The organism is Devosia sp. XK-2, from assembly GCF_037113415.1.
Taxonomy (GTDB): domain Bacteria; phylum Pseudomonadota; class Alphaproteobacteria; order Rhizobiales; family Devosiaceae; genus Devosia.
On sequence record NZ_CP146608.1, the window covers coordinates 1,925,163 to 1,951,745 of the forward strand.

The window sequence follows — 26,583 nt, forward strand, 5'->3', positions numbered from 1 at the left end:
GTCTCTTATCCCTTAGAGGCCGGTCGAAATATCGATCGACTGGCCATCGACCAGGGTCACGACGGCCTTCTTGACGTCGTTGCGAACGCCAACCTTGCCACGGAAGCGCTTCACCTTGCCCTTGCGGACCAGGGTATTCACTGCCTTGACCTTGACCGAGAAAAGCTGCTCGACGGCGGCCTTGATTTCGGTCTTGTTGGCATCGATCGCCACGTCGAAAACGACCTGGTTTGCTTCCGAAGCCATCGTCGACTTTTCGGTCACGACGGGGTTACGGACGATGTCGTATGCGGCAAGCTTGTTCATGCGAACCTCGCTTCGAGCGCTTCCAGCGCTGCCTTGGTCAGGACGAGCTTGTCGCGCTTCAGGATCGAAACAACGTTGATCCCCTGGATCGGCAGCACGTCGATATTCGGGATGTTGCGAGCGGCCAGAGCAAAGTTCTGGTCGACATTTGCACCATCGATGATCAGGGCGTTAGCCCATTCCAGCTTGCCGAAAGTGGTGCGCAGGGCAGCCGTCTTGGCTTCCTTCTGAGCGACACTGTCGATCACGATCAGCGAACCGGCCTTGGCCTTGGACGACAGAGCGTGCTTGAGCGCCAGGGCACGGACCTTCTTGGGAAGATCAATCGCGTGGCTGCGCGGGGTCGGACCGAATGCACGGCCACCACCACGGAACTGGGGAGCCTTGCGATCGCCGTGACGGGCGCCGCCCGAACCCTTCTGCTTCACGAACTTCTTGCCCGTGCGCGCGCCTTCCGACCGGTTCTTCACGTCATGCGTGCCGGCCATGGCCTTGAGCTGCTGGTAGCGAACCATGCGGTGCAGGATATCGGGACGGACTTCGAGGCCGAACACAGCGTCCGCGACCTCGACCTTACCGGCCGACTTGCCTTCGAGAGTAGTTACCTGGAGTTCCATTTACTTCGCTTCTCCCGCAGCTGCGGCCTCGAACGAGCCAGGGAAGGCTGCGTTCGCGGGAGCCGGCTTCTTTACGGCGTCCTTGATCATGATCCAGGCGCCCTTGGAGCCCGGAACCGAACCTTGGATCATGATCAGGCCACGCTCCACATCGGTCTTGACGACCTTGACGTTCTGCGTGGTGATGCGACGATCGCCCATATGGCCCGGCATCTTCTTATTCTTGAAGGTCTTACCCGGGTCCTGACGGCCACCGGTCGAACCGATCGAGCGGTGCGACACAGACACACCGTGCGAGGCACGCAGACCACCGAAGTTCCAGCGCTTCATACCGCCAGCAAAACCCTTACCGATCGAGGTACCGGTCACATCGACCAGCTGACCTTCGGCAAAGTGGTCTGCCTTCAGGGTCGCACCAACCTCAATGAGGTTCTCGGCGTCGACGCGGAACTCAGCCACGTGGCGCTTGGGCTCGACCTTGGCAACGGCATATTGGCCGCGCTCAGCCTTGGAAACATTCTTCGGCTTGGCCTGGCCGGCACCCAACTGCAGGGCGACATAGCCATCCTTTTCGACGGTCCGCTGGCCCACCACCTGGCAGTTCTGCAGGCCCAACACCGTCACGGGGACGTGGTTACCGTCCTCGGTGAAGATGCGGGTCATGCCCAGCTTCTGTGCGATCAATCCAGAACGCATCGGTTATTACCTTCTTGTTGGCACTCTGCCGGGTCATGTTTTCAGAGGACCCATTTAGCGGCAGGCGCGGAAACTCTTGTTTTAGAGCTTGATTTCGACGTCGACACCGGCGGCGAGATCGAGCTTCATCAGTGCATCGACCGTCTGGGGAGTCGGGTCCACAATGTCCAGAAGACGCTTGTGGGTCCGGATCTCGAACTGCTCACGCGCCTTCTTATCGATATGGGGCGAGCGGTTCACGGTGAACTTGTCGATGCGGGTCGGCAGCGGGATCGGCCCGCGCACCTGTGCACCCGTACGCTTGGCGGTATTGACGATCTCGCGGGTCGAGGTGTCGAGCACGCGGTGGTCAAACGCCTTGAGGCGGATGCGGATATTCTGACCGTTCATCTTCACAATCCTGACAAAAAAGGTTCGTGGCGCGCGTTCATCCGCGCGCCACGAATGTCTCAAAGAGGCTTACTTCAGGATCTTCGCGACGACGCCGGCGCCGACGGTGCGGCCACCTTCACGGATAGCGAAGCGGAGCTTCTCTTCCATGGCGATCGGAACGATGAGCTGAACATTCATGTTGATGTTGTCGCCCGGCATCACCATCTCGGTGCCTTCCGGCAGCGTCACGATGCCGGTCACGTCGGTGGTGCGGAAGTAGAACTGCGGACGGTAGTTGCCGAAGAACGGAGTGTGACGGCCGCCTTCTTCCTTGGTGAGGATATAGGCCTCAGCAACGAAGTCGGTATGCGGGGTCACGGAACCGGGCTTGCAGAGCACCTGGCCACGTTCCACCTGGGTGCGGTCGATACCGCGGATCAGGGCGCCGATATTGTCGCCAGCCTCACCCGAATCGAGCAGCTTGCGGAACATTTCAACACCGGTAACGGTGGTCTTCTGGGTGGCCTTGATGCCGACGATTTCGACTTCTTCACCAACCTTGATGATGCCGCGCTCGACACGACCGGTCACCACGGTACCACGACCCGAGATCGAGAACACGTCTTCGATCGGCATCAGGAAGGGCTGGTCAACCGGACGTTCCGGCTGCGGGATGTAGGAGTCGACAGCAGCCATCAGCTCGAGAACGGCGTCGTGGCCGAGCTTCTGGTCCGAGTTTTCCAGAGCAGCAAGAGCCGAGCCCTTGATGATCGGAATATCGTCGCCGGGGAACTCGTACGAGCTCAGGAGTTCGCGAACTTCGAGTTCAACGAGCTCGAGCAGTTCCGGATCGTCGACCATGTCGCACTTGTTCAGGAACACGACCAGGGCCGGCACGCCAACCTGGCGGGCGAGCAGGATGTGCTCACGGGTCTGGGGCATCGGGCCGTCGGCAGCGGACACGACCAGGATCGCGCCGTCCATCTGGGCAGCACCGGTGATCATGTTCTTCACGTAGTCGGCGTGGCCCGGGCAGTCGACGTGAGCATAGTGACGGTTGGTGGTCTCGTACTCGACGTGAGCGGTGTTGATGGTGATACCGCGAGCCTTTTCTTCCGGCGCAGCGTCAATCTGCGAATAGTCACGGAAGGTTGCGCCGCCAGTCTCAGCCAGGACCTTGGTGATCGCTGCGGTCAGCGAGGTCTTGCCATGGTCAACGTGACCGATGGTGCCGATGTTGCAGTGCGGCTTGGTGCGGGAAAACTTTTCCTTCGCCATCGCTTTTCTCCAAATTCGTCAGCGCAATCGCCGACATTCAGTTGAGTTTTAGTAGCTTGCGCTGTTTTAGGCGTATTTGGCCTGGACTTCGTCGGCGACTGCCTGCGGCACCTGCTCGTAGTGATCCATCACCATCGAGTAGTTGGCACGGCCCTGGCTCATCGACCGGAGCGAATTCACGTAACCAAACATGTTGGCAAGCGGCACAAATGCATTCACGACCTGGACCACACCACGGCTTTCAGTGCCCTGGATCTGCCCGCGACGGGAATTCAAATCACCGATGACGTCGCCCATGTACTCATCTGGCGTCGTAACTTCAACCTTCATGATCGGTTCGAGAATCTTCGGACCGGCTTCACGCATTGCTTCACGGAAACCCGCGCGCGCTGCGATTTCGAATGCCAGCACCGAGGAGTCCACATCGTGGTACGCACCGTCGGTCAGGGTGACCTTGATGTCCACGACTGGGAAGCCGATCAGCGGGCCTGCGCCCATGACCGATTCCAGGCCCTTCTGAACGCCCGGAACGTATTCCCTCGGCACTGCGCCACCAACGATGGCGTTGACGAATTCAAGACCCTTGCCGACTTCACCCGGCTCGACTTCAATCTTGATGCGGGCGAACTGGCCCGAACCACCAGACTGCTTCTTGTGGGTGTAATCCTTGACGGTCTTCTTCGTGATGGTTTCACGATAGGCAACCTGCGGCTGGCCGATATTGGCCTCGACCTTGAACTCGCGCTTCATGCGATCCACGAGAATGTCGAGATGCAACTCGCCCATGCCCGAGATGATCGTCTGACCCGATTCTTCGTCGGTCTTGACGCGGAAGGTCGGATCTTCAGCAGCCAGGCGGTTGAGCGCCAGGCCCATCTTTTCCTGGTCGGCCTTCGACTTCGGCTCAACCGAAATATCGATAACCGGATCGGGGAAGATCATGCGTTCCAGGATAACCTGCGAGTTCGATGGGCAAAGGGTATCACCAGTGGTGGTATCCTTCAGGCCGACGATGGCCACGATGTCGCCAGCGAAAGCTTCGCTGATCTGTTCGCGGCTGTTCGAGTGCATCTGGAACATGCGGCCAACGCGTTCGCGCTTGCCCTTCACGGTGTTTTCCAGCTGCGCACCCTGCTCGAGCTTGCCCGAATAGATGCGGCAGAAAGTTAGCGAGCCCATATGCGGGTCGTTGGCGATCTTGAAGGCCAGCATCGAGAGCGGCTCGTTGTCGTCAGCGTGACGCTCGATCGGCTCTTCGGTCTTGGCATCGATACCCTTGATGGCCGGGACGTCGGTCGGGGCCGGCAGGAAGTCGATAACGCCATCCAGCAGCGGCTGAACGCCCTTGTTCTTGAAGGCGGAGCCCGCAAAGATCAGGAAGAACTTGGTGTCGCAGACGCCCTGACGCAGCAGACGACGAATGGTGTCGTTGCTCGGCATTTCGCCTTCGAGATAGGCTTCCATCGCAGCGTCGTCCATTTCGACGGCGGCTTCGATCATCTGCTCGCGGAACTTCTCGGCCTTTTCCTTGAGATCGGCCGGAATTTCGACCACATCCCACTGAGCGCCGAGCTCTTCATTGCGCCAGACCAGAGCATTCATCTCGATCAGGTCGACAACGCCCTTGAAGTCGTTCTCAGCGCCGATCGGGAGCTGCACGGGAATACCCTTGGCACCCAGACGCGTACCGATCATGTCCACGCAGCGGTAGAAGTCGGCACCGATCTTGTCCATCTTGTTGACAAAGATCAGACGCGGAACGTGGTACTTGTCGGCCTGACGCCAGACGGTTTCGGTCTGCGGCTCAACGCCGGCATTGGCGTCCAGCAGAGCCACAGCACCGTCAAGCACGCGCAACGAACGCTCGACTTCGATGGTGAAGTCCACGTGGCCGGGGGTGTCGATGATGTTGAAGCGGTGCATCACGCCTTCGCGCGACTTCCAGAAGGTGGTGGTCGCAGCCGAAGTGATGGTGATGCCGCGTTCCTGCTCCTGCTCCATCCAGTCCATGGTAGCGGCGCCGTCATGGACTTCGCCGATCTTGTGGGACTTGCCGGTGTAGTAAAGGATACGTTCGGTCGTGGTCGTCTTGCCAGCATCGATGTGAGCCATGATGCCGAAGTTACGATAGAGATTAATGGGGTATTCGCGTGCCATTGGGCGCTCCTACTACCAGCGGTAGTGCGAGAATGCACGGTTGGCATCAGCCATACGGTGCGTGTCTTCGCGCTTCTTGACGGCCTGGCCGCGACCGTTCATCGCATCCATGAGCTCACCGGAGAGACGCTCGCGCATGGTGTTCTCACCACGCTTGCGGGCACTGTCGATCAGCCAGCGAATGGCCAGGGCCTGCTGACGGTCGGCACGAACTTCAACCGGAACCTGGTAGGTTGCACCACCAACGCGGCGCGAACGCACTTCAACGGCCGGACGGATATTGTCCAGCGCGCCGTGGAACACGGTGATCGGATCCTGCTTGGTCTTGGCTTCGACGATGTCGAAGGCGCCATAGACGATGGATTCGGCAGCCGACTTCTTGCCGTCCTTCATGAGCGAGTTCATGAACTTGGAAACGACCAGATCGCCGAATTTGGGATCAGGAATAACTTCACGCTTTTCGGCGCGGTGACGACGGGACATCGCTCAATATCTCCTTACTTCGGACGCTTCGCGCCATATTTGGACCGGCGCTGCTTGCGGTCCTTCACGCTCTGCGTGTCCAGGACACCGCGGAGCACGTGGTAGCGAACGCCCGGCAGGTCGCGCACGCGACCGCCGCGGATGAGCACAACGGAGTGCTCCTGCAGATTGTGACCCTCGCCCGGGATATACGAGATCACTTCGCGCTGGTTGGTCAGGCGAACCTTGGCAACCTTGCGCAGAGCCGAGTTCGGCTTCTTCGGGGTCGTGGTATACACACGGGAGCAAACGCCGCGCTTCTGCGGATTGGCTTCCATGGCCGGAACTTTGTTCCGCTTTGGCTTGCTGGCGCGTGGCTTGCGGATCAGCTGATTAATGGTGGGCATTGCGCTCTTTCCATTGGTCCAAAATTATTAGGGTTAGCTTCGGCAAACCAAAGCGGCGCTCGCCCGAGCCCTTTCAAGGGATTCGGCGGCGCCTCAATTGCAGCGGACCACCCGCCTTTCGGCAGCAGTCATGCGCACAAGGATTTGCTTCGTCTAACTACCCGACAGTGTGTTTGATTGCCTTGGATACCCGCACTAGATGGCAGGGACCCGGTGTGGCAACCACGACCGACCGCTAAGGTAGGCGCTGTTTAGAGCCGAAGACTCGCCCCGTCAAGGATTCTTTCGTGAAAAATCCGAAGGAGAGCCTTGCGTTTCAGGCAAGCATGCCCCCGTCGGGTGTTGGAGCGTGACTGGACGGTTCCTCCGCGATCCGTTCGGCATCGCTCGCCGGGCAGGTGCAGGTTCAGAACAGGGGATTATCCCCTGCCCTTGTGCGCTCGATAGTACCCGCCTAGATCAGGTGGTGAATTCGGAGCCCCTCGTGACCGACCTGCCCCTGCGCGCCGCCCTCAAGCTCGATATTCTCGTCATCGGCGCCGGGCAGGCCGGGCTCAGCGCTGCCTACCATCTGCGCAAGCGCGGATTGGTGCCGGAAAGGGACTTCCTCCTGATTGACCAGGCACCCCAACCCGGTGGTGCCTGGCAATACCGCTGGCCCTCGCTGACCCTCAGCACCGTCAATCGTGTACATGACCTGCCGGGTCTCGGTTTCGCCGCCTATGCCGGCGACGACGACATGGTCAAGGCATCGGTAGCGGTGCCGCATTATTTCGCGGCCTACGAGCAGCACTATGATCTCAGGGTCCTGCGCCCGGCCACCGCGAAGGTGGTCTGCGACCGTGGCGAACGCTTGCGGGTCGAAACCGATCGCGGTTTGTTTTCCGTCCGTGGCATCATCAATGCAACCGGTACATGGGAAAACCCATACGTTCCCAAATATCCGGGCGCCACACTATTCGCCGGACGAACCCTGCACACTAAGGATTTTCGGACGGCCGACGAATTCGCCGGCCAACACGTGCTGATCGTCGGGGGTGGAATATCGGCCATTCAATTGCTGGACCAGATATCTCGGGTAGCCCGGACCACATGGGTCACCCGTACGCCGCCGCGCTGGCGGGACGGTCCATTCGATGAGGACGCGGGGCGCATGGCAGTCGCCATGGTCGAGGAACGCGTTCGCGCCGGTCTGCCGCCACGCGCCGTCGTCTCGGTGACCGGCTTGCCGGTGACACCCGCCATCGAAGCCATGCGTAAGCGCGGCGTGCTCGATCGCCAGCCCATGTTTTCGGAAATCACAAGATCGGGCGTTCGCTGGCCCGATGGCCGGGAGCTCGATGTCGATGTGATCCTGTGGTGCACGGGATTCCGCAGTTCACTCGACCATCTGGCGCCGCTGCAAATCCGGGAGGAAAGCGGCGGGATCGTCATGACCGGACGCCTCGCCACCCAGGTGGCTAGAGACCCGCGCGTGCATCTCGTTGGCTATGGCCCTTCCGCCTCCACCATCGGCGCCAACCGTGCCGGCGCGGCTGCAGCCAGTGAACTCGCCCGGTATCTGGGCCTGACACCCTAGCAAAAAAAGAAAGGGGCCCGAAGGCCCCTTCCCAATTCTCGCAATGTCGTCGCCTTATTCGGCGGCCGGTGCAGCGATCTGCACCGTTTCGGCCTGACGGCGGCGTTCTTCCAGAATGAGATCGTCGCGCTTGGCAGCGATCTGCTTGGCCTTGGCCTGTCCGGCACCCGTACCGGCCGGGATAAGACGGCCGACGATGACGTTTTCCTTGAGACCTTCGAGCAGGTCCGCTTTGCCCGAGACGGCAGCCTCGGTCAGCACACGGGTGGTTTCCTGGAACGAGGCGGCCGACACGAACGAACGGGTCTGCAGCGATGCCTTGGTGATACCGAGCAGAACCGGGTTAGCGGTCGCCGGCTTCTTGCCTTCGGCAATCAGCGCGTCGTTGAGCTCGTCAAAGTCCAGCTTGTCGAGCTGCTCGTCCTTAAGCAGGCCGCTTTCACCGGGCTCCACGATCTCGACCTTCTGCAGCATCTGGCGAACGATCACCTCAATGTGCTTGTCGTTAATCAACACGCCCTGCAGGCGGTACACTTCCTGGATCTCGTTGACGAGATAGCGTGCCAGTTCCTCGACGCCCTTGATGGCAAGGATGTCGTGGGGCGCCGGGTTGCCGTCCAGAATGTATTCGCCCTTCTCGATGGTGTCGCCTTCCTGGAGATGGAACGGCTTGCCCTTCGGGATCAGGTATTCGACCGGATCGGCACCCTCTTCTGCCGGCTCGATGACCACGCGACGCTTGTTCTTGTAGTCGCGGCCGAAGCGGATGGTACCATCGATCTCGGCGATGATGGCGTGATCCTTCGGACGACGGGCTTCGAACAGCTCGGCCACACGCGGCAGACCGCCGGTGATGTCCTTGGTCTTGGCGCTTTCCAGCGGAATACGCGCGAGCACGTCACCCGGGGCAACCTTCTCACCCGGCTCGACCGCGATAACCGCGTCGACCGAGAGCAGGTAGCGGGCATCGCCGCCGCGTTCCACCTTGGCAACCGTGCCGCCACGGGCAATAGCGAGCGCGGGCTTAAGGCCCTCACCGCGCTGATTGCCGCGCCAGTCGATGACCACGCGCTTGGTGAAGCCGGTGGCCTCATCGGTGTTTTCAGCAACCGATGCACCATCGACCAGGTCCTCGAACAGAACCTCGCCTTCGACTTCGGCCAGGATCGGACGGGTGTACGGATCCCATTCGGCCAGGCGCTGGCCACGGCGGACGCTGTCGCCTTCCTTGACCAGCAGCTTGGAGCCGTAGGTCACCTTGTGGGTGGCGCGTTCCTTGCCGTCGGCATCGACGATGGCCAGGGCCACGTTACGGGCCATGACGACCTGCTTGCCGCCTTCGACAGTGGCCAGGCTCGGATTGCGGATCTCAATCTTACCTTCGGCACCGGCCTCCAGGAACGAGGAGTCCACCACCTGCGCCGTACCACCGATATGGAAGGTACGCATGGTCAGCTGGGTACCGGGTTCACCGATGGACTGGGCGGCGATAACACCGACAGCTTCACCGATATTGACCGGAGTACCACGCGCCAGGTCACGGCCGTAGCAGGCTGCGCAGCAACCCTGACGCATGTCACAGGTCAGCGGCGAACGAATGCGGACCGACTGGATGCGGGCCTCTTCGATCACATCGACATGCTTTTCTTCAAGCAGCGTACCCTTGGGAGCGATGAGGTCGCCCGAAATCGGGTGGAACACATCGTCGGCCGTGGTGCGGCCGAGAATGCGCTGACCCAGCGACGCCACAACCTGGCCGGCATCGACGATCGACTCCATGGTCAGGCCACGGTCGGTGCCGCAGTCCTCGGACACGATGATCGCGTCCTGGGCCACGTCAACCAGACGACGGGTCAGGTAGCCCGAGTTCGCGGTCTTCAAGGCAGTGTCAGCCAGACCCTTACGGGCACCGTGCGTGGAGTTGAAGTACTCCAGCACGTTCAGGCCTTCCTTGAAGTTCGCAGTGATCGGGGTCTCGATGATCGAGCCGTCCGGCTTGGCCATAAGGCCGCGCATGCCGGCGAGCTGCTTCATCTGGGCCGGCGAACCGCGGGCACCCGAGTGCGACATCATGTAGACTGAGTTGATCGGCTTCTGGCGCTTGGTTTCCGCGTCGATCTGGACGGTACGGATTGCGTCCATCATCTCTTCGGCGACCTTGTCACCACACTTGGCCCAGGCGTCGACAACCTTGTTGTACTTTTCGCCCTGAGTGATCAGGCCGTCATTGTACTGCTGCTCGAACTCTTCGACCTGTTTGCGTGTGTCTTCCACGATCGTGTACTTGGACGCCGGGATAACCATGTCGTCCTTACCGAACGAAATGCCGGCATCACAGGCGTTCTTGAAACCGAGCTGCATGACACGGTCACAGAAGATGACCGTCTCCTTCTGACCGCAACCGCGATACACGGTATCGATCATCTTGGAGATCATCTTCTTGGTCATAAGCTGGTTCGCGGTAGCGAACGGCACAGCTGGGTTAAGCGGCAGAATCTGACCAATCAGCATGCGACCCGGAGTCGTTTCCACGATCTCGGTGGTCTGCTTGCCCTCTGCATCCCAGGCCGGCACGCGTGCCTTGATCTTGGTGTGCAGGGTGACGACCTTGTTGTCGAGCGCATGTTCCAGTTCCGCATAGGAACCGAAGGCCATGCCTTCGCCCGGCTCATTGTCGTTCATCAGCGACAGATAATAGAGACCAAGCACGATGTCCTGCGACGGCACGATGATCGGCTGACCATTGGCTGGGTGCAGAATGTTGTTGGTCGACATCATCAAGACGCGCGCTTCAAGCTGCGCTTCGAGCGACAGCGGCACGTGCACGGCCATCTGGTCACCATCGAAGTCGGCGTTGAAGGCCGAGCAGACGAGCGGATGCAGGCGGATGGCCTTGCCTTCGATCAACATGGGCTCGAAGGCCTGAATGCCGAGGCGGTGCAGCGTCGGAGCGCGGTTGAGCAGCACCGGATGCTCGCGGATGACCTCGTCCAGGATATCCCAGACTTCCGGCTTTTCCTTCTCAACCAGCTTCTTGGCCTGCTTCACCGTCGACGAGAAACCCTTGGCTTCAAGGCGCGAATAGATGAAGGGCTTGAACAGCTCGAGCGCCATCTTCTTGGGAAGACCGCATTGATGCAGCTTGAGGTTCGGACCCACGGTGATCACCGAACGGCCCGAATAGTCCACGCGCTTGCCGAGCAGGTTCTGGCGGAACCGGCCCTGCTTGCCCTTGAGCATATCGGAGAGCGACTTCAGCGGACGCTTGTTGGCGCCCGTGATGGTGCGGCCGCGACGACCATTGTCGAACAGCGCGTCCACAGCTTCCTGCAGCATGCGCTTTTCGTTGCGGATGATGATATCCGGCGCACGCAGCTCGATCAGGCGCTTCAGGCGGTTGTTACGGTTGATCACGCGACGATAGAGGTCGTTCAGATCCGAGGTCGCAAAGCGGCCGCCATCGAGCGGCACCAGCGGACGCAGCTCGGGCGGAATGACCGGAATGACCGTCATGATCATCCATTCGGGCTTGTTGCCCGACACGATGAACTGCTCGACGATCTTCAAGCGCTTGGCGAGCTTCTTGGGCTTAAGCTCAGTCGTCGCCTCGGCAATTTCCACGCGCAGGTCAGCGGCGATCTTTTCCAGATCGAGGCCGAGCAGGATTTCGCGGATGGCCTCGGCGCCTATCTTGGCGGTGAAAGAATCTGCGCCGTATTCGTCCTGGGCGTCCAAGTATTGTTCTTCGGTCAGCAGCTCGTTCTGCGTGAACGGCGTAAGACCAGGATCGAGGACCACATAGTTCTCGAAATACAGGATGCGCTCGATATCCTTCAGGGTCATGTCGAGCAGCAGTGCAATACGGCTCGGCAGGGACTTCAGGAACCAGATATGAGCGACCGGAGCGGCCAGTTCGATATGGCCCATGCGCTCACGGCGAACGCGCGACAGGGTGACTTCCACACCGCACTTTTCGCAGATAACGCCCTTGAATTTCATGCGCTTATACTTGCCGCAAAGACATTCATAGTCCTTCACGGGGCCAAAGATACGAGCGCAGAACAGACCATCGCGTTCAGGCTTGAACGTACGATAGTTGATGGTCTCGGGCTTTTTGATTTCGCCATAGGACCAGCTAAGGATTTTCTCGGGGCTCGCGATCGAGATCTTCATCTGATCGAAAGTCTGCACGGGGACGGCCGGGTTGAACGGGTCCATGACGTGGGAATGCTGATTCATAAATTCTCTCCTCTACCCATCCAGGAGCCGGTCAATGAACGGATCCTGAACGGGCGATGATTGGAAACTGGAAGTGCCGGATTATTCCGCCGCTTCCTGAGGAGGTGCGAGCTCCGGATCGGGCTGTTCGGGTTCGCTCTCTTCGCGCATGTCGAGTTCGACATTGAGACCGAGAGAACGGATTTCCTTGACCAGAACGTTGAAGCTTTCCGGAATACCCGCTTCGAAGGTGTCGTCGCCGCGCACAATGGCCTCGTAGACCTTTGTACGACCCGCCACGTCGTCCGACTTGATGGTGAGCATTTCCTGCAGCGTATAGGCGGCGCCATACGCTTCGAGAGCCCACACTTCCATCTCGCCGAAGCGCTGACCACCGAACTGCGCCTTACCACCCAACGGCTGCTGGGTAACGAGCGAGTACGGCCCAATCGAACGCGCGTGGATCTTGTTGTCCACCAGGTGGTCGAGCTTGAGCATATAGATGTAGCCCACGGTCACCTGACGGTCGAACTGCTCGCCGGTACGGCCGTCGAACACGGTCGACTGACCCGAGGCCTTCAGCCCTGCCCGCTCGAGCATCTCAACGATGTCGGCTTCCTTGGCACCGTCGAAGACCGGCGTCGCAATCGGCACGCCTTTGCTCAAATGCTCGCCGAGGCGAACAAGGCTGTCATCGTCGAGATCAGTCAGCGTTTCGTCATTGGCGAACAGGGTGTTGATCTCGGCGCGGAGCGGCTTCAGGTCACCCTTGGCGTGGTAGGCGCGAACCATCTCGTCGATCTTCTTGCCCATGCCGGCACAGGCCCAACCCAGATGGGTTTCAAGGATCTGACCAACATTCATACGCGAGGGCACGCCGAGCGGGTTGAGCACGATGTCGACCGACGTACCGTCTTCGAGATAGGGCATGTCTTCCACCGGAACGATGCGCGAAACCACGCCCTTGTTCCCGTGACGGCCGGCCATCTTGTCGCCCGGCTGGATCTTGCGCTTGGTCGCAATGAAGACCTTGACCATCTTCATCACGCCCGGCGGAAGTTCATCACCACGCTGGAGCTTGTCGACCTTGTCGATGAAGCGCTGCTCGAGCAGACGACGGCTCTCTTCATACTGAGCATGAAGAGCTTCCATCTCGGTCATGACCTTGTCGTCTTCGACGGCAAACTGCCACCACTTCGAACGCGGCTGACCTTCAAAGATCGAGTCATTGAGCTTGGTGCCAACCACATAGCCCTTCGGACCAGCAGTCGCCGCCTTGCCGAACAGCATTTCCTTCAGACGCGCATAGACGTTGCGGTCCAGAATGGACTGTTCGTCGTCGCGGTCCTTGGCCAGGCGCTCGATTTCCTCGCGCTCGATGGCCATGGCGCGCTCGTCCTTGTCGATGCCGTGGCGGTTGAACACCCGCACTTCAACAACAGTACCAGCATCGCCGGGCGGAACGCGCAGCGAGGTGTCACGGACGTCAGAGGCCTTTTCACCGAAGATGGCGCGGAGGAGCTTTTCTTCCGGGGTCATCGGCGATTCACCCTTGGGGGTGATCTTGCCGACCAGAATGTCGCCCGGCTGTACTTCAGCACCGATATGAACGATACCGGCTTCGTCGAGGTTCTTCAGCGCCTCTTCCGAAACGTTCGGAATATCGCGGGTGATTTCTTCCGGACCAAGCTTGGTGTCGCGGGCCATGACTTCATATTCCTCGATATGGATCGAGGTGAAGACGTCCTGCATGGCGATCTTCTCGCTCAGCAGAATGGAGTCTTCGAAGTTGTAGCCATTCCAGGGCATGAAGGCGACGAGCACGTTACGGCCGAGAGCGAGATCGCCCAGTTCGGTCGACGGGCCGTCTGCAATAATGTCACCGGCATTGATGTGGTCACCAACGACGACCAGCGGACGCTGGTTGATCGAGGTCGACTGGTTCGAACGCTGGAACTTCATCAGGTTGTAGATGTCGACGCCCGACTTCGACGCATCGGTTTCTTCCGTTGCGCGAATAACGATACGGGTGGCATCCACCTGGTCGACGATACCGGTGCGCTTGGCCGCAATGGCAGCGCCCGAGTCACGGGCCACGACGGGCTCCATACCAGTACCCACAAACGGAGCCTCGGCACGCAGCAGCGGCACAGCCTGCTTCTGCATGTTCGAGCCCATCAGAGCGCGGTTGGCGTCGTCGTTTTCAAGGAACGGGATCAGGGAAGCGGCGACCGACACCATCTGCTTGGGCGAAACGTCCATCAGGTCGACGTTTTCCTTGGGCGTCAGGCCGTTGTCACCAGCATGACGGGCAACAACCAGATCGTCCTGCAGCTCCAGGGTCGGAGTGAACTGCACGTTCGCCTGAGCGACGTAGTGCTTCGCCTCTTCCATGGCAGAGAGGTAAACGACCTCGTCGGTCAGCTTGCCATCGACGATCTTGCGGTACGGGGTTTCGATGAAACCGTACTTGTTGACGCGGGCATAGGTGGCCAGGTTGTTGATCAGACCGATATTCGGGCCTTCCGGCGTCTCAATCGGGCAGATACGGCCGTAGTGGGTCGGGTGCACGTCGCGCACTTCGAAGCCAGCACGTTCGCGGGTGAGACCGCCAGGCCCAAGCGCGGAGAGACGACGCTTGTGCGCGACTTCCGAGAGCGGGTTGGTCTGGTCCATGAACTGGCTGAGCTGGCTGGAACCGAAGAATTCACGCACAGCAGCGGCAGCCGGCTTGGCGTTGATCAGGTCCTGCGGCATCACCGTGTCGATTTCGACCGAGCTCATACGCTCCTTGATGGCACGCTCCATGCGGAGCAGACCAAGGCGGTATGAGTTTTCCATGAGTTCGCCGACCGAACGGACGCGGCGGTTTCCCAGGTTGTCGATATCGTCGATTTCGCCACGGCCATCGCGCAGATCGACCAGAGTACGGACGACTTCGACAATGTCTTCCTTGCGCAGGGTGCGCATGGTGTCCGGCGCATCGAGTTCGAGGCGCATGTTCATCTTGACGCGGCCAACAGCCGACAGATCGTAGCGCTCGCTGTCAAAGAACAGCGACTGGAACATAGCTTCGGCGGTTTCGACGGTCGGGGGTTCACCCGGACGCATCACGCGATAGATGTCGAACAGAGCATCTTCGCGGCTCTCATTCTTGTCGATCGCCAGCGTGTTGCGCAGATAAGCACCGATGGTGATGTGGTCAATGTCGAGGATCGGCAGCTCGTCAAAGCCCTTGTCGACCAGAGAGGTTAGCAGCTTTTCGTCGAGCTCGTCGCCGGCCTCGGCATAGATCTCACCGGTCTGCAGGTTCACCAGATCTTCGGCGACATACATGCCATAGAGGTCTTCATCGACGGCCAGCAGGTGCGTAAGGCCGTTTTCGGCCAGCTTCTTGGCCTGACGGGCCGAGAGCTTCTTGCCACCCTCATGCACGACGTCGCCGGTCTTGGCGTCGATCAGGTCATGGGTCGGCTTGGCGCCTTTCCACTTTTCGGCGTCGTAAGGAACGCGCCAGCCCTTCTCGGTCTTTTCGTAGTTGAGCTTGTTGTAATAGGTGTCGAGGATTTCCTCGGCATCCATGCCAAGCGCCTTGAGCAGCGAGGTGACCGGAATCTTGCGGCGACGGTCGATACGCGCATAGACGATATCCTTGGCGTCGAATTCAATATCGAGCCAGGAACCGCGATAGGGAATGATGCGGCCAGCAAACAGCAGCTTGCCCGAAGAGTGGGTCTTGCCCTTGTCGTGATCAAAGAACACGCCGGGCGAGCGGTGCATCTGCGAAACGATGACGCGCTCGGTGCCGTTGACCACAAAGGTGCCATTGGGCGTCATGAAGGGCATGTCGCCCATATAGACGTCCTGCTCCTTGATGTCCTTGACCGAGCGGGCGCCGGTTTCCTCGTCCACTTCAAACACGATCAGCCGCAGCGTCACCTTGAGCGGGGCAGCGAAGGTCATATCGCGCGCGCGGCACTCATCGATGTCATATTTGGGCTGCTCGAATTCGTAGCGTACGAATTCCAGGCTTGCCGTATTAGAGAAGTCAGTGATCGGGAAGACCGACCGGAACACGGACTGCAGACCCTCTTCCGGACGACCGCCTTTGGGCTCGGCGACCTGAAGAAACTGATCATAGGAAGCCTTCTGGACTTCGATCAGATTGGGCAGCTCCGTGACTTCGCGGATGGAACCGAAGGACTTGCGAACCTTGCGGCGGCCGTTGAACGTGGTAGCCATGAAAGCTCCTGTTTCTGGTTATCGCGTCATCGCCGCCAAGGCGTGACGCTCCATTTTTGCTTGTCTCGGAGGCAGATATCCAAAGACCCGACTATCAGCCGTCGGCGCTCGGGATATATGCCTGGTAGTCAATTCAGCGGGTCTAAGGTGGATGACACAAGAACCCGGCTCACGACCCGATGAGCCGGTTCACAGACACGTGATCAGCGACTAAAGCCCCGCACGTGGCACAGCCCACGGCGAGGTCAACAGAGGCTTCAATCTGCCCGCGACATCCAAATTCGTCATATATTTCCGCAAATTGGGGCTCGGACCCATCCAATCGGCCCAAAGCGAATCGTTCCGTCAGAAACGGAAAAGCGAAATGGCACATAAAGCGCCATTTCGCAAATTTCAAGGCTTAAACTGAAATTACTTCAGTTCGACCTTCGCGCCGGCATCTTCCAGCTTCTTCTTGATGTCTTCGGCTTCAGCCTTCGACACGCCTTCCTTGATCGGCTTCGGAGCGCCTTCGACCAGGGCCTTGGCTTCGCCCAGGCCGAGGCCGGTGATGCCACGAACTTCCTTGATCACGTTGATCTTGTTGTCGCCGAAGGCGGCCAGGATCACGTCGAATTCAGTCTTTTCTTCAGCGGCAGCAGCCGGAGCAGCACCACCGGCAGCGGCAGCAACAGCAACCGGAGCAGCGGCAGAAACGCCCCACTTTTCTTCCAGGAGCTTCGAAAGTTCGGAAGCTTCCAGGACGGTCAGGGCCGAAAGGTCGTCTACGAGCTTGGCGAGATCAGCAGCCATTTTATACTCTTTTCAGTTTGGGTTCGGGTTCGAATGTTGAGGTAGTTTGGAACGGCCTTAAGCCGCTTCGCCCTGATCCGCGTGGGCGGCCAGAACGCGAGCAATGCCCGCACCCGGCTGCACGAGGATGGAAGCGATGTTCTGGGCGGGCTGCTTGACCAGGCCGGCAAGCTTGGCGCGCAGTTCGTCCAGCGAGGGCATCGTTGCCAGCGCCTTGACCCCATCGGAGTCCAGAGCGGTCTGACCCATGGCACCACCGAGAATGACGAACTTCTGGTTCTTCTCGGCGAAGGCCGCTGCGATTTTTGGTGCAGCGACGGGATCTTCCGCATAGGCGATGACGGTCGGGCCGGTGAACAGGCCCGAAATGTCCGCGACATCGGTTTCCTTCAGAGCGAGCTTGGCAAGGCGGTTCTTGGCGACCTTGACCTTGCCGCCAGCCTTCTTGACCTGCACGCGCAGATCGGTGAAAGCGGCAACGGTCAGGCCGGTATTGTGCGCGACGACGATCGATCCAGCGCCCGCAAGGGCTTCCTGGAGCGAGGCGACGACTTCACGCTTTTCCGCTCTTTCCAATGCTAGTCTCCACAAATTGACCCCAAGGTGGAACACCAAGGAGCCATTGCCAATTGCTGCCCCCTGCCCTTTTGGGACCGGGGAACAACGGTTAGTGCCTGCCAACCGGGAGCCCGCTGGGGGCAACTGGCTTAGGTTCGAACCTCAACCCCATGGGCCGTTCGGCCCGGAATTGGGTCTCACCCCGTCTATTGCTGGCTCCATCTGGAATTAACGGCGGAACGCCGGCCGGCAGTCTCGGACAGGACTTTTTCAGCGTCAGGGCGAACCCTTCGGCCGAAATACCGGGCAATCGAAACTGCCCGGAATTTTGCGAGGAGCGCTATACGGCAATAAAGCCCGCGCTCCTAGTCTTTTCTTCAGACGGCCGAAGACGGCTCGACATGAACGCCCGGGCCCATGGTCGAGGAAACCGCGACCTTCTTGACATAGGTGCCCTTGGCGCCAGCAGGCTTGGACTTCTGCACGGCATCGGTGAAGGCCTTGATATTGGCCAGCAGCGCCTCTTCCGAGAACGACACCTTGCCAATACCGGCATGGATGATACCGGCCTTTTCAACGCGATATTCCACAGCGCCGCCCTTGGCAGCGCCAACGGCGCCCTTGACGTCCATGGTCACGGTGCCGACCTTGGGGTTCGGCATCAGGTTGCGCGGGCCCAGGATCTTACCCAGACGACCGACCAGCGGCATCATATCCGGCGTGGCAATGCAGCGATCGAACTCGATCTTGCCCGACTGGATGGTTTCCATCAGCTCTTCGGCGCCGACAATGTCAGCACCAGCAGCGGTGGCCTCGTCAGCCTTGGCGCCACGAGCAAACACGGCGACACGAACGGTCTTACCGGTGCCATTGGGCAGACTGACAACGCCGCGGACCATCTGGTCAGCGTGACGCGGGTCAACACCCAGGTTCATCGCGATCTCAACGGTTTCGTCGAACTTGGCGGAGGCCTTCGACTTCACCAGCTTAACAGCTTCTTCAAGCGAATAGAGCTTGTTGCGGTCGATGCCTTCACGGCCGGCGGCAACCTTCTTTGCGATCTTTGCCATTTGTTCTTAGCCCTCGACCTGGATGCCCATCGACCGGGCGGAACCGGCGATCATGCTCATTGCGGCCTCAACGTCGTCCGCGTTGAGATCCTTCATCTTCTTTTCGGCGATATCGCGCAGCTGAGCCTGCGTGATGGTGCCGGCGCTTTCCTTGCCCGGAAGCTTGGAGCCGGACTTGAGCTTCATGGCCTGCTTGATGAAGTAGGTCACCGGCGGCTGCTTCATCTCGAAGGTGAAGCTCTTGTCCGCATAGGCGGTGATGATGGTCGGAATGGGCGAGCCCTTGTCGAGCTCCTGCGTAGCCGCATTGAAGGCCTTGCAGAATTCCATGATGTTCAGACCGCGCTGACCCAGCGCCGGACCGATCGGGGGCGACGGGGTGGCAGAGCCAGCCGGCACCTGGAGCTTGATATAGCCCACAATTTTCTTAGCCATTTTGTTTCCTTTCAGTGGTCACGATTGACCGAGTAAGGCCGTGGTTCGGTTTCCTGACGCCGGCTAAAGCGCCATCCCCTTCCACGGGTTTTATCCGGCCTGGGCCGGATAGCTTTGGTCAGACCTTTTCGACCTGACCGTATTCGAGCTCCACAGGTGTGGGGCGACCGAAAATCGAGACCTCGACCTTGAGGCGGGAACGCTCTTCGTCCACCTCTTCGACGACGCCATTGAAGCTGGCAAACGGACCGTCCGACACGCGAACATTCTCGCCCACTTCGAAACTGACGGAGGGCTTGGGATGATCCACGCCTTCCTGCACCTGCTGCAGGATGGACATGGCCTCGCTCTCCGAGATCGGCATCGGCTTGTTGTCCGAGCCAAGGAAGCCAGTGACCTTGGGCGTGTTCTTGATCAGATGGAATGCCTCGTCGGTCATGTCCATCTTCACCAGCACATAGCCCGGAAAGAACTTGCGCTCCGTGTCGACCTTGCGGCCGCGACGGATCTCCACGACCTTCTCGGTCGGCACGATCACGTCTTCAAACAGGTGCTCGAGCTTCTTCTGAGCGACCTTGAGACGGATATCCTCCGCCACCTTGCGCTCGAAGTTCGAATACGCCTGAACGATGTACCAGCGCTTGGCCATAAAGGGTCGCCGCTCCCAATAACTTTTGTTGTAAGACCCGACTTAGCGGATCGACAGCATCATAGACACGAGCCAGGAAATGATCTGGTCCGCCGCAAGAAAGAACAGGCTGGCCAGGATGACCAGTACCAGAACCATGATCGTGGAAATCACGATCTCGCTCCGGCCCGGCCAGGTGACCTTGCTGACTTCCGAGCGAACCTGCTGGAAAAACTGGACTGGGTTCGTGCGGGCCATGGGCGTTTCTACTCGAATATCTTGGTGCAAAACCAAAGGCCGCGCAGGAATCCCGCACGGCTAGAGCGGGCTATCTAGAGGCTTTGCTTGCGGAATGCAACAGGCTTGGCAAAGGGAATCGCTGTTCTCAGCACCCCTCATTTCCGATCACATGTAAAGCATAAGTGGAAAAAGCGAACGAATCCCCCTTGCACGCCCGCATTGCTTGGCGTTGGATAGATTGTGCCCGGAATGTGGCAACGCTCGCGGAGGGAGCAATGTCGTTCGAGGTCCTCGCCTGCCAACTCATGCATTTTGGCCCCCATGCCACCATTCCCGGCCGCATCACCGGTTCGGTGCGCGTGCGGATTCGCGAACGCTTCCACGGCAATGTCACCGAATATGGCCTCAACCTGCCGGTGAAGGCCGATTGCGGCAAGGTTCCCCATGAGCAGGTGCGCACCGCGCTTTTGACGCATGCTGCCCACCAGCTCAACAAGCTCAAGGCCCGCCACAGCGAGAAAATGCCCGTCGCGGCGGAGTAAAACGTAACCGTTCGGCAACGGATTTTCCGCCGCGAGACAAGGCACTTCGCACCCGCGCACACAAAAAGTCCCCTGCCCGCAACCTTTGCTGTCACAGCGCGTTTTTATGCGGCAGGACTTGCCTCCTGCGACCTCCAACGTCAGTCCCCGGATCCCATGCACTCCCGACCCCTACCGGGGACTGGCTCTTTTTTTTTTTTCTTCGCAGCCAGATGAAAGTCCGGTCCACAAGCGGCATGATAGCGCTTTGGTGGGAATTGCGGACTGGAGACCTCTCGACAGTCACGCATATTTGGGCCTGGCAGGGGCTGGGGGACTCGAACCCACGACCCTCGGTTTTGGAGACCGATGCTCTACCAACTGAGCTAAACCCCTTCAGGCGAGGCCGTGTCTAATGGCAAAGCGCCAAGGATGCAAGTGTCAGTTTGAGCGACCTGCGTCCCATTCACAAGCAAGGTCGTCCCGCGGCGGCAGAACGGCCGATATAGCCCCTTCCGGCCCCGCCACGGCACCCGGCCGGCCACATCCCCAGGACCGGCTTCCATCACGTCGCTACTATGGAGTACGGTAGACGCCTTGGCGAAGTTGGGGGGGCGACGTCAGACCATGCGTGACATGGACGACCGAAGCGCAGTTGTCATGCTGCAGGCCGCGCAGTGTCTCGAGTATCCTGGCGCGCTGCAATGCGTTCGCCATCGAATCCGGTCCGTCCCGATCGGGCGCACGGCGTCTCCATCGATAAGCCTGTCGCCGGCAAACTCGCCCCGCCGTCTGGGGCATCGCCACAATGGCCCGTTCCGATCGAAATCGATCAGGACCGCATCCACCTGTTCGACCCCGAAGCGACCAAGGCCATCACGGCCGGCCAACCTTCCATTTTGAGTTTTTTGAGCATCATCATGAACACGCACGCCGCCGCCCTCGACCACGTCAACACCGCGTCCCGCCCCTCGGACCTGCGCATCACGGATATGCGGGTAGCCGAAATTGTTGGCGCCCCTTTCACCACGGCCATCCTGAAGATCTACACCAATCAGGGTCTGGTCGGTCTTGGTGAGGTTCGGGACGGTGCCAGCGCCACCTATGCCCTGATGCTCAAGAGCCGGCTCCTGGGCGAAAATCCCTGCGACGTCGACAGGCTGTTCCGCCGCATAAAGCAGTTTGGCGGCCATGGGCGGCAGGGTGGCGGCGTTTCGGCCGTCGAAATCGCGCTCTGGGACCTGGCCGGCAAGGCCTATGGCGTGCCGATCTACCAGATGCTGGGCGGCAAGTTCCGCGACAAGGTACGGATGTATTGCGATACCGACGCCTCGGTTCCCAGCGGGACCGAGACCGGAAGGCGGCTCAAGGAACGCATGGATCTCGGCTTCACCTTCCTCAAGATGGATCTGGGCCTGATGCAGATCGTCGACACGCCCGGCTCGGTGGTCGCGCCTGCCGGCTCATTGGAAGGCTATCGTATCCACCCCAAGCGCGGCACGGGCAAAACCCTGGAGGACCGCCGGGCGCGCAATGCAGTCTATGATGTCCACAATGTCCGCCATCCCTTTACCGGCCTCAATTTCACCGAGAAAGGCCTGGAGCTGCTCGAGGACTATATTTACCAGGTGCGCGAGGTCATCGGCTACGAGGTGCCCCTTGCCATCGACCATGTGGGGCATATTTCCCTGCAAAGCGGCATACGCCTGGCCAGGCGCATCGAGAAATACGCGCCGGCCTGGCTCGAGGATGTCATTCCCTGGCAATATGCCGATCAGTACCGCCAACTACAGCAGGCCACCACGGTGCCGATCTGCACCGGCGAGGACATCTACCTCAAGGAGGGGTTCGAGCCACTCCTGAATTCCGGCATTGCCGTCATTCACCCTGACCTGTTGACCTCGGGAGGCATTCTCGAAACCAAGAAGATTGGCGATGCCGCCCAGGATAAGGGTATCGCGATGGCCGTACATATGGCTGAAAGTCCTGTCGCCTGCATGGCCGCGGCGCATATGGCGGTCGCCACCGAAAACTTCATGGCGCTCGAATATCACTCGGTCGATGTCGACTGGTGGGACGATGTCGCCATCGGCCTGCCCAAGCCCCTGGTCAAAGACGGCTTCATCACCGTGCCGGACAAGCCTGGCCTGGGCATTGATGACATAGACGATGCCGTCATCAGCCAGCATCTGCAGGACGGCGTCACCGGCATCTGGCAGCCGACCGACCATTGGGACCACGAATATAGCTGGGACCGGACCTGGAGCTGACCGGCCCGAAGCCCCCAAAACCGGGACCACCAAGCAAATATTCCCAATATTCCATTGTAGGATGATTTGAATGACCCACACACCCGACATCACCCGTCCCCCAAAGGAACTGGTCGACGGCATCCTGGCCCTTGGCGCCGCCCTTGCCTCGTCAACCCTGGCCCATATGGGTGTTCGCAATTGCCACTTGCTGGGACCGGTTGCCCAGCAATCCGGCAAGGCCATCGCCGGTCCGGCATTGACCCTGCAGTGCATGCCCAAGCGCGAAGATCTATATGACGAAGCCGAATATGCTGACCCTGAAAAGCAGCTACACCGGCATGTGCTCTATCACGTTCAGGCGGGCGACATTGTCGTTGTGGATGCGCGCGGCGACATGTCCTCGGGTATTTTCGGGGATATGATGTCGACCTATTTCAAGGGCCGTGGCGGTGCCGGCATAGTGGTAGACGGCTGCCTGCGCGACCGCCCCAACCTGAGCAAGCTGGACGTCCCCGTCTGGATCAGGGGATGGACACCCAATTTTCACACACAGACCAATATCATGCCCTTTGCGGTCAACACGCCGATTGCCTGCGGCGGTGTCCTCGTCATGCCCGGCGATATTATCGTTGCCGACGACGACGGGGCCGTTTGCGTGCCCTCTGCGCTGGCCGCGAAAGTCATTGAGGAGGCCAATCGGAGCCACGACTGGGAAGACTTCTCCCGCATAAAATTGCAGGCCGGCGAGCCTCTGCAGCGCTATTACCCGCTCCACAACGATGCCCGGGCCGAATACGAGGAGTGGCGAAAGCTCAACCCTGTGAAAACCGGCAAATAGGTCGCCAACCACAGATCGCCGGAAAGGGAAACTGGCCAAGGGCCAGACAGGCCGATACCGCCGGCACAGCCGGCGGTATCGTATTCGCTTTGATCAGGCAGACCGGTTCTTGTTGTAGAGATCGAAGAACACGGCGGCGAGCAGGACCACGCCCTTGATCATCTGCTGCCAATCGATGTTCACGCCCATGATCGACATGCCGTTATTCATCACACCCATGATGAAGGCGCCGATCACTGCGCCCGCAACCTGACCGACACCGCCCAGCGCCGAAGCGCCGCCAATGAACACGGCCGCGATCACGTCCAGCTCCAGCCCCTGCCCCGCTTTCGGCGTCGCCGAATTGAGGCGGGCCGCATAGATCATGCCGGCCAGAGCCGCCAGGGCGCCCATAATGGCAAAGATATAGAATGTGGTCCGCTCGGTCTTGATGCCCGAAAGTGCCGCAGCCTTGAGATTGCCACCCAGCGCATAGATGCGGCGGCCAAAGGTCAGGCGCTTGGTCATGAAGACGAAGAAGGCGATCAGCACGCCCATCACAACCAGCACGTTCGGCAGGCCGCGATAGGACGCCAGCATATAGGCAAAGAACAGCACCAGCGCCGCAATCACAACGTTCTTGATCACGAACAGGCTGAACGGCTCGACATCATAACCGCGCGCGATGCGACGGGCGCGGCCGCGGATGGCAAAGAAGACCATGCCGACAATGGCCAGGATCGCAATGACCATGGTGGTGGAATGCAGCACCACATTCTGCCCGTTCTCGGCCAGCCAGGGCATGGTGATCGGTCCCACGATATCGGGAATGAAGCCTGCCGAAAGCATCTGGAACTCGGCCGGGAACGGCCCCACCGATTTGCCCGCCAGGATAGCCAGCGACAGCCCCTTGAAGATCAGCATGCCCGCCAGCGTCACGATAAACGCCGGGATCTTGTAATAAGCGATCAGATAGCCCTGCGCCGCGCCAATGACGGCGCCCGCAAGCAGGCAGATAGCCCCCGCCACGATCGGATGGGACAGGAACGCCAATTCGGGCGGCAGATCCCAACCCACCATCAGCATGGCCGCGAGCGCGCCGATAAAGCCGGAGACCGAACCGACCGAAAGGTCGATATGGCCGGCCACAATCACCAGCAGCATGCCCAGCGCCATCACGATGATATAGCTGTTCTGCAGGATGATATTGGTCAGGTTGACCGGTTTGAACAGCACGCCATTGGTGAAATACTGAAAGAACAGCATGATCAGGATCAGCGCGAGCAACAGGCCGTAATCGCGCATATTGGCCCGCAGGGCGCCAAGCAATGTCAGTTCATGGGCCTGAGCCGGCTGGGCCGCAGAGGTTCCGGTCGGTGCGGTTTCGGTGGTCATGAGGCTTTTCCTTCGGCGCGCACGATGGAGCGCATGATCTTTTCCTGGCTCGCTTCGCTGGTGGGCATTTCACCCACGATGCGGCCTTCATTCATAACATAGAGGCGGTCGGTAATGCCGAGCAGCTCGGGCATTTCCGAGGAGATCACCAGGATCGCCTTCCCCTGGGCAGCGAGCTGGTTGATGATGGTGTAGATTTCATATTTGGCGCCGACATCGATGCCGCGCGTCGGCTCGTCCAGGATCAGCACATCCGGATTGGCATAGAGCCATTTGCTCAGCACCACCTTCTGCTGATTGCCGCCCGACAGGTTGCCCACCACCTGATAGACGCTCGAGGAGCGGATATTGGTCTTCTTGCGATAGTCATTGGCGGCGTCGAGCTCGGCCAGATCGTCAATCACGCCCCACCGGGACACGCCGAGCAGATTGGCGATGGTGGTATTGTGCTTGATATGGTCGATCAGGTTCAGACCATAGGTTTTGCGGTCCTCTGTGGCATAGGCAATGCCGTTGCGGATCGATTTGTCGACAGTCGAGGTATCGACCTTCTGACCGTTGACGAACACCTCGCCCGAGATCTTCTGACCATAGGATTTGCCGAAGACACTCATGGCAAATTCCGTGCGCCCCGATCCCATCAGCCCGGCAATGCCGACAACCTCGCCCTTGCGCAGGTTGATATTGACGTCGCGGATGATTTGCCGATCACGATGCTGCGGATGGAAGACGTTCCAGTTCTTCACCTCCAGCACCACCTCGCCGACCTTGGGCGTGCGGGCCGGATAGCGGTCATTCAGGGCCCGGCCCACCATCGAGGTGATGATCCGGTCCTCGGTGATATCCTCGGTATTCATGGTCTCGATGGCCCGCCCGTCGCGGATAACGGTCACGCGGTCGGCAATGCGGGAGATCTCGTTCAGCTTGTGGCTGATAATGATCGAGGTAATGCCCTGCTTCTTGAATTCGAGCAGCAGGTCGAGCAACGCCTGGCTGTCCTTTTCGGAGAGCGACGCCGTCGGCTCATCCAGGATCAGCAGTTGAACCTGCTTGGAGAGCGCCTTAGCGATCTCGACAAGCTGTTGCTTGCCCACGCCGATATTGGTGATCAGCGTATCGGGGTCCTCGTTCAGACCCACCATCTTGAGCAGCTTGCGCGCGCCGTCGCGCGTTTCATCCCAGTCGATGACGCCGTTCCTGGCCTGCTCATTGCCCAGAAAGATATTCTCGGCAATCGAGAGCAGCGGCACCAGCGCCAGCTCCTGATGGATGATGACAATGCCCTTATGCTCACTGTCGCTGATCGATTTGAAGTGCTGTTCTTCGCCCTGATAGATGATCTGACCTTCATAGGAGCCAGAGGGATAGACCCCGCTCAGCACCTTCATCAGGGTGGACTTGCCCGCGCCGTTCTCGCCGCAAATGGCGTGAATTTCGCCTTCGCGCACATCCAGATTGACGTCCGAGAGCGCCTTGACGCCGGGAAAGGTCTTGGTGATGCCGCGCATCTCCAGAATGGTCTTGGTCATGCTGACCCTGTC

The 26,583-nt window shown here is 59.8% G+C and carries 22 protein-coding genes and 1 tRNA gene; 4 read left to right on the plus strand and 19 right to left on the minus strand.

What is annotated here, in order from left to right; translation table 11 throughout:
* Positions 1-12 precede the first annotated feature (12 nt).
* From V8Z65_RS09355 to rpsL, 8 genes are all read right to left on the minus strand, one after another.
* Positions 13-306, minus strand: a complete 294-nt coding sequence (locus V8Z65_RS09355; RefSeq protein ID WP_338719327.1) for a 50S ribosomal protein L23 — start codon at positions 304-306, stop codon at positions 13-15.
* The gene (gene rplD, locus V8Z65_RS09360; RefSeq protein ID WP_338719329.1) at positions 303-923 is read right to left on the minus strand and encodes a 50S ribosomal protein L4; all 621 of its coding nucleotides are present in this window, start codon (positions 921-923) and stop codon (positions 303-305) included. Before rplD ends, V8Z65_RS09355 begins: the two co-directional genes overlap by 4 nt.
* Positions 924-1,619, minus strand: a complete 696-nt coding sequence (gene rplC / locus V8Z65_RS09365) for a 50S ribosomal protein L3 (RefSeq protein ID WP_338719331.1) — start codon at positions 1,617-1,619, stop codon at positions 924-926.
* Between the two features lie 81 nt (positions 1,620-1,700).
* Positions 1,701-2,009: a 30S ribosomal protein S10 gene (rpsJ, locus tag V8Z65_RS09370; protein WP_035080820.1), complete on the minus strand. Its 309-nt coding sequence runs from the start codon at positions 2,007-2,009 to the stop codon at positions 1,701-1,703.
* 69 nt (positions 2,010-2,078) lie between these two features.
* Complete coding sequence (tuf, locus tag V8Z65_RS09375) at positions 2,079-3,269, minus strand: elongation factor Tu (RefSeq protein WP_338719344.1); 1,191 nt, start codon at positions 3,267-3,269, stop codon at positions 2,079-2,081.
* Between the two features lie 66 nt (positions 3,270-3,335).
* On the minus strand, positions 3,336-5,426 hold the full coding sequence (gene fusA / locus V8Z65_RS09380) for an elongation factor G (protein ID WP_338719346.1): 2,091 nt from the start codon (positions 5,424-5,426) through the stop codon (positions 3,336-3,338).
* A gap of 12 nt (positions 5,427-5,438) precedes the next feature.
* Complete coding sequence (gene rpsG, locus V8Z65_RS09385) at positions 5,439-5,909, minus strand: 30S ribosomal protein S7 (RefSeq protein ID WP_338719348.1); 471 nt, start codon at positions 5,907-5,909, stop codon at positions 5,439-5,441.
* Between the two features lie 14 nt (positions 5,910-5,923).
* Positions 5,924-6,295 carry a 30S ribosomal protein S12 gene (gene rpsL, locus V8Z65_RS09390; RefSeq protein WP_035080811.1) on the minus strand — a complete coding sequence of 124 codons (372 nt, stop codon included), beginning with the start codon at positions 6,293-6,295 and terminating at the stop codon, positions 5,924-5,926.
* A gap of 484 nt (positions 6,296-6,779) precedes the next feature.
* On the opposite strand from rpsL, the gene V8Z65_RS09395 reads away from it, so the two are divergent.
* Positions 6,780-7,874, plus strand: coding sequence for an FAD-dependent oxidoreductase (locus tag V8Z65_RS09395; protein WP_338719362.1), 1,095 nt, complete (start codon positions 6,780-6,782; stop codon positions 7,872-7,874).
* A 54-nt stretch (positions 7,875-7,928) separates the two neighbouring features.
* Here the strand turns inward: V8Z65_RS09395 and rpoC are convergent, their stop codons facing one another.
* The 8 genes from rpoC to secE all read right to left on the minus strand — a co-directional run bounded on the left by rpoC (position 7,929) and on the right by secE (position 20,075).
* Positions 7,929-12,113: a DNA-directed RNA polymerase subunit beta' gene (gene rpoC / locus V8Z65_RS09400; protein ID WP_338719364.1), complete on the minus strand. Its 4,185-nt coding sequence runs from the start codon at positions 12,111-12,113 to the stop codon at positions 7,929-7,931.
* 81 nt (positions 12,114-12,194) lie between these two features.
* Positions 12,195-16,334, minus strand: a complete 4,140-nt coding sequence (rpoB, locus tag V8Z65_RS09405) for a DNA-directed RNA polymerase subunit beta (RefSeq protein ID WP_338719366.1) — start codon at positions 16,332-16,334, stop codon at positions 12,195-12,197.
* Positions 16,335-16,745: 411 nt separating this feature from the next.
* On the minus strand, positions 16,746-17,126 hold the full coding sequence (gene rplL / locus V8Z65_RS09410) for a 50S ribosomal protein L7/L12 (protein ID WP_338719368.1): 381 nt from the start codon (positions 17,124-17,126) through the stop codon (positions 16,746-16,748).
* 57 nt (positions 17,127-17,183) lie between these two features.
* Positions 17,184-17,702, minus strand: a complete 519-nt coding sequence (gene rplJ / locus V8Z65_RS09415) for a 50S ribosomal protein L10 (RefSeq protein WP_338719370.1) — start codon at positions 17,700-17,702, stop codon at positions 17,184-17,186.
* A 359-nt stretch (positions 17,703-18,061) separates the two neighbouring features.
* Complete coding sequence (rplA, locus tag V8Z65_RS09420) at positions 18,062-18,754, minus strand: 50S ribosomal protein L1 (protein WP_338719372.1); 693 nt, start codon at positions 18,752-18,754, stop codon at positions 18,062-18,064.
* A 6-nt stretch (positions 18,755-18,760) separates the two neighbouring features.
* Complete coding sequence (gene rplK, locus V8Z65_RS09425; protein ID WP_338719374.1) at positions 18,761-19,189, minus strand: 50S ribosomal protein L11; 429 nt, start codon at positions 19,187-19,189, stop codon at positions 18,761-18,763.
* A gap of 118 nt (positions 19,190-19,307) precedes the next feature.
* The gene (gene nusG, locus V8Z65_RS09430) at positions 19,308-19,838 is read right to left on the minus strand and encodes a transcription termination/antitermination protein NusG (protein WP_297113154.1); all 531 of its coding nucleotides are present in this window, start codon (positions 19,836-19,838) and stop codon (positions 19,308-19,310) included.
* Between the two features lie 42 nt (positions 19,839-19,880).
* Entirely contained in the window at positions 19,881-20,075 is a 195-nt protein-coding gene (gene secE, locus V8Z65_RS09435) for a preprotein translocase subunit SecE (RefSeq protein WP_338719382.1), read from the minus strand.
* Between the two features lie 257 nt (positions 20,076-20,332).
* Between secE and V8Z65_RS09440 the strand changes: the two genes are divergently transcribed.
* Positions 20,333-20,599 carry a hypothetical protein gene (locus V8Z65_RS09440; RefSeq protein ID WP_338719384.1) on the plus strand — a complete coding sequence of 89 codons (267 nt, stop codon included), beginning with the start codon at positions 20,333-20,335 and terminating at the stop codon, positions 20,597-20,599.
* A gap of 299 nt (positions 20,600-20,898) precedes the next feature.
* Here the strand turns inward: V8Z65_RS09440 and V8Z65_RS09445 are convergent.
* A tRNA-Trp gene (locus tag V8Z65_RS09445) sits at positions 20,899-20,974 on the minus strand.
* A 524-nt stretch (positions 20,975-21,498) separates the two neighbouring features.
* Between V8Z65_RS09445 and V8Z65_RS09450 the strand changes: the two genes are divergently transcribed.
* Both V8Z65_RS09450 and V8Z65_RS09455 read left to right on the plus strand, forming a co-directional pair.
* Positions 21,499-22,848 (plus strand): mandelate racemase/muconate lactonizing enzyme family protein, encoded by a 1,350-nt coding sequence (locus tag V8Z65_RS09450; protein WP_338723996.1) that lies wholly within the window; start codon positions 21,499-21,501, stop codon positions 22,846-22,848.
* Between the two features lie 70 nt (positions 22,849-22,918).
* Positions 22,919-23,668 carry a ribonuclease activity regulator RraA gene (locus V8Z65_RS09455; RefSeq protein ID WP_338719386.1) on the plus strand — a complete coding sequence of 250 codons (750 nt, stop codon included), beginning with the start codon at positions 22,919-22,921 and terminating at the stop codon, positions 23,666-23,668.
* 93 nt (positions 23,669-23,761) lie between these two features.
* Here the strand turns inward: V8Z65_RS09455 and mmsB are convergent, their stop codons facing one another.
* Together mmsB and mmsA are read right to left on the minus strand one after the other, a co-directional pair.
* Positions 23,762-25,042 carry a multiple monosaccharide ABC transporter permease gene (gene mmsB, locus V8Z65_RS09460; RefSeq protein WP_338719388.1) on the minus strand — a complete coding sequence of 427 codons (1,281 nt, stop codon included), beginning with the start codon at positions 25,040-25,042 and terminating at the stop codon, positions 23,762-23,764.
* Complete coding sequence (gene mmsA, locus V8Z65_RS09465) at positions 25,039-26,571, minus strand: multiple monosaccharide ABC transporter ATP-binding protein (RefSeq protein WP_338719390.1); 1,533 nt, start codon at positions 26,569-26,571, stop codon at positions 25,039-25,041. The genes mmsB and mmsA overlap by 4 nt, the downstream gene beginning before the upstream one ends.
* Positions 26,572-26,583 lie beyond the last annotated feature (12 nt).

Coding starts and splice junctions, on each gene's coding strand:
- tuf (WP_338719344.1), bottom strand. CDS start 3,269: ATGGCGAAGGAAAAGTTTTCCCGCACCAAGCCGCACTGCAACATCGGC.
- nusG (WP_297113154.1), bottom strand. CDS start 19,838: ATGGCCAAGCGCTGGTACATCGTTCAGGCGTATTCGAACTTCGAGCGC.
- rplA (WP_338719372.1), bottom strand. CDS start 18,754: ATGGCAAAGATCGCAAAGAAGGTTGCCGCCGGCCGTGAAGGCATCGAC.
- rplL (WP_338719368.1), bottom strand. CDS start 17,126: ATGGCTGCTGATCTCGCCAAGCTCGTAGACGACCTTTCGGCCCTGACC.
- V8Z65_RS09455 (WP_338719386.1), top strand. CDS start 22,919: ATGACCCACACACCCGACATCACCCGTCCCCCAAAGGAACTGGTCGAC.
- V8Z65_RS09355 (WP_338719327.1), bottom strand. CDS start 306: ATGAACAAGCTTGCCGCATACGACATCGTCCGTAACCCCGTCGTGACC.
- fusA (WP_338719346.1), bottom strand. CDS start 5,426: ATGGCACGCGAATACCCCATTAATCTCTATCGTAACTTCGGCATCATG.
- rplC (WP_338719331.1), bottom strand. CDS start 1,619: ATGCGTTCTGGATTGATCGCACAGAAGCTGGGCATGACCCGCATCTTC.
- rpoB (WP_338719366.1), bottom strand. CDS start 16,334: ATGGCTACCACGTTCAACGGCCGCCGCAAGGTTCGCAAGTCCTTCGGT.
- V8Z65_RS09450 (WP_338723996.1), top strand. CDS start 21,499: ATGAACACGCACGCCGCCGCCCTCGACCACGTCAACACCGCGTCCCGC.
- rpsL (WP_035080811.1), bottom strand. CDS start 6,295: ATGCCCACCATTAATCAGCTGATCCGCAAGCCACGCGCCAGCAAGCCA.
- rpsJ (WP_035080820.1), bottom strand. CDS start 2,009: ATGAACGGTCAGAATATCCGCATCCGCCTCAAGGCGTTTGACCACCGC.
- mmsB (WP_338719388.1), bottom strand. CDS start 25,042: ATGACCACCGAAACCGCACCGACCGGAACCTCTGCGGCCCAGCCGGCT.
- rpsG (WP_338719348.1), bottom strand. CDS start 5,909: ATGTCCCGTCGTCACCGCGCCGAAAAGCGTGAAGTTATTCCTGATCCC.
- rpoC (WP_338719364.1), bottom strand. CDS start 12,113: ATGAATCAGCATTCCCACGTCATGGACCCGTTCAACCCGGCCGTCCCC.
- mmsA (WP_338719390.1), bottom strand. CDS start 26,571: ATGACCAAGACCATTCTGGAGATGCGCGGCATCACCAAGACCTTTCCC.
- secE (WP_338719382.1), bottom strand. CDS start 20,075: ATGGCCCGCACGAACCCAGTCCAGTTTTTCCAGCAGGTTCGCTCGGAA.
- rplD (WP_338719329.1), bottom strand. CDS start 923: ATGGAACTCCAGGTAACTACTCTCGAAGGCAAGTCGGCCGGTAAGGTC.
- rplK (WP_338719374.1), bottom strand. CDS start 19,189: ATGGCTAAGAAAATTGTGGGCTATATCAAGCTCCAGGTGCCGGCTGGC.
- V8Z65_RS09440 (WP_338719384.1), top strand. CDS start 20,333: ATGTCGTTCGAGGTCCTCGCCTGCCAACTCATGCATTTTGGCCCCCAT.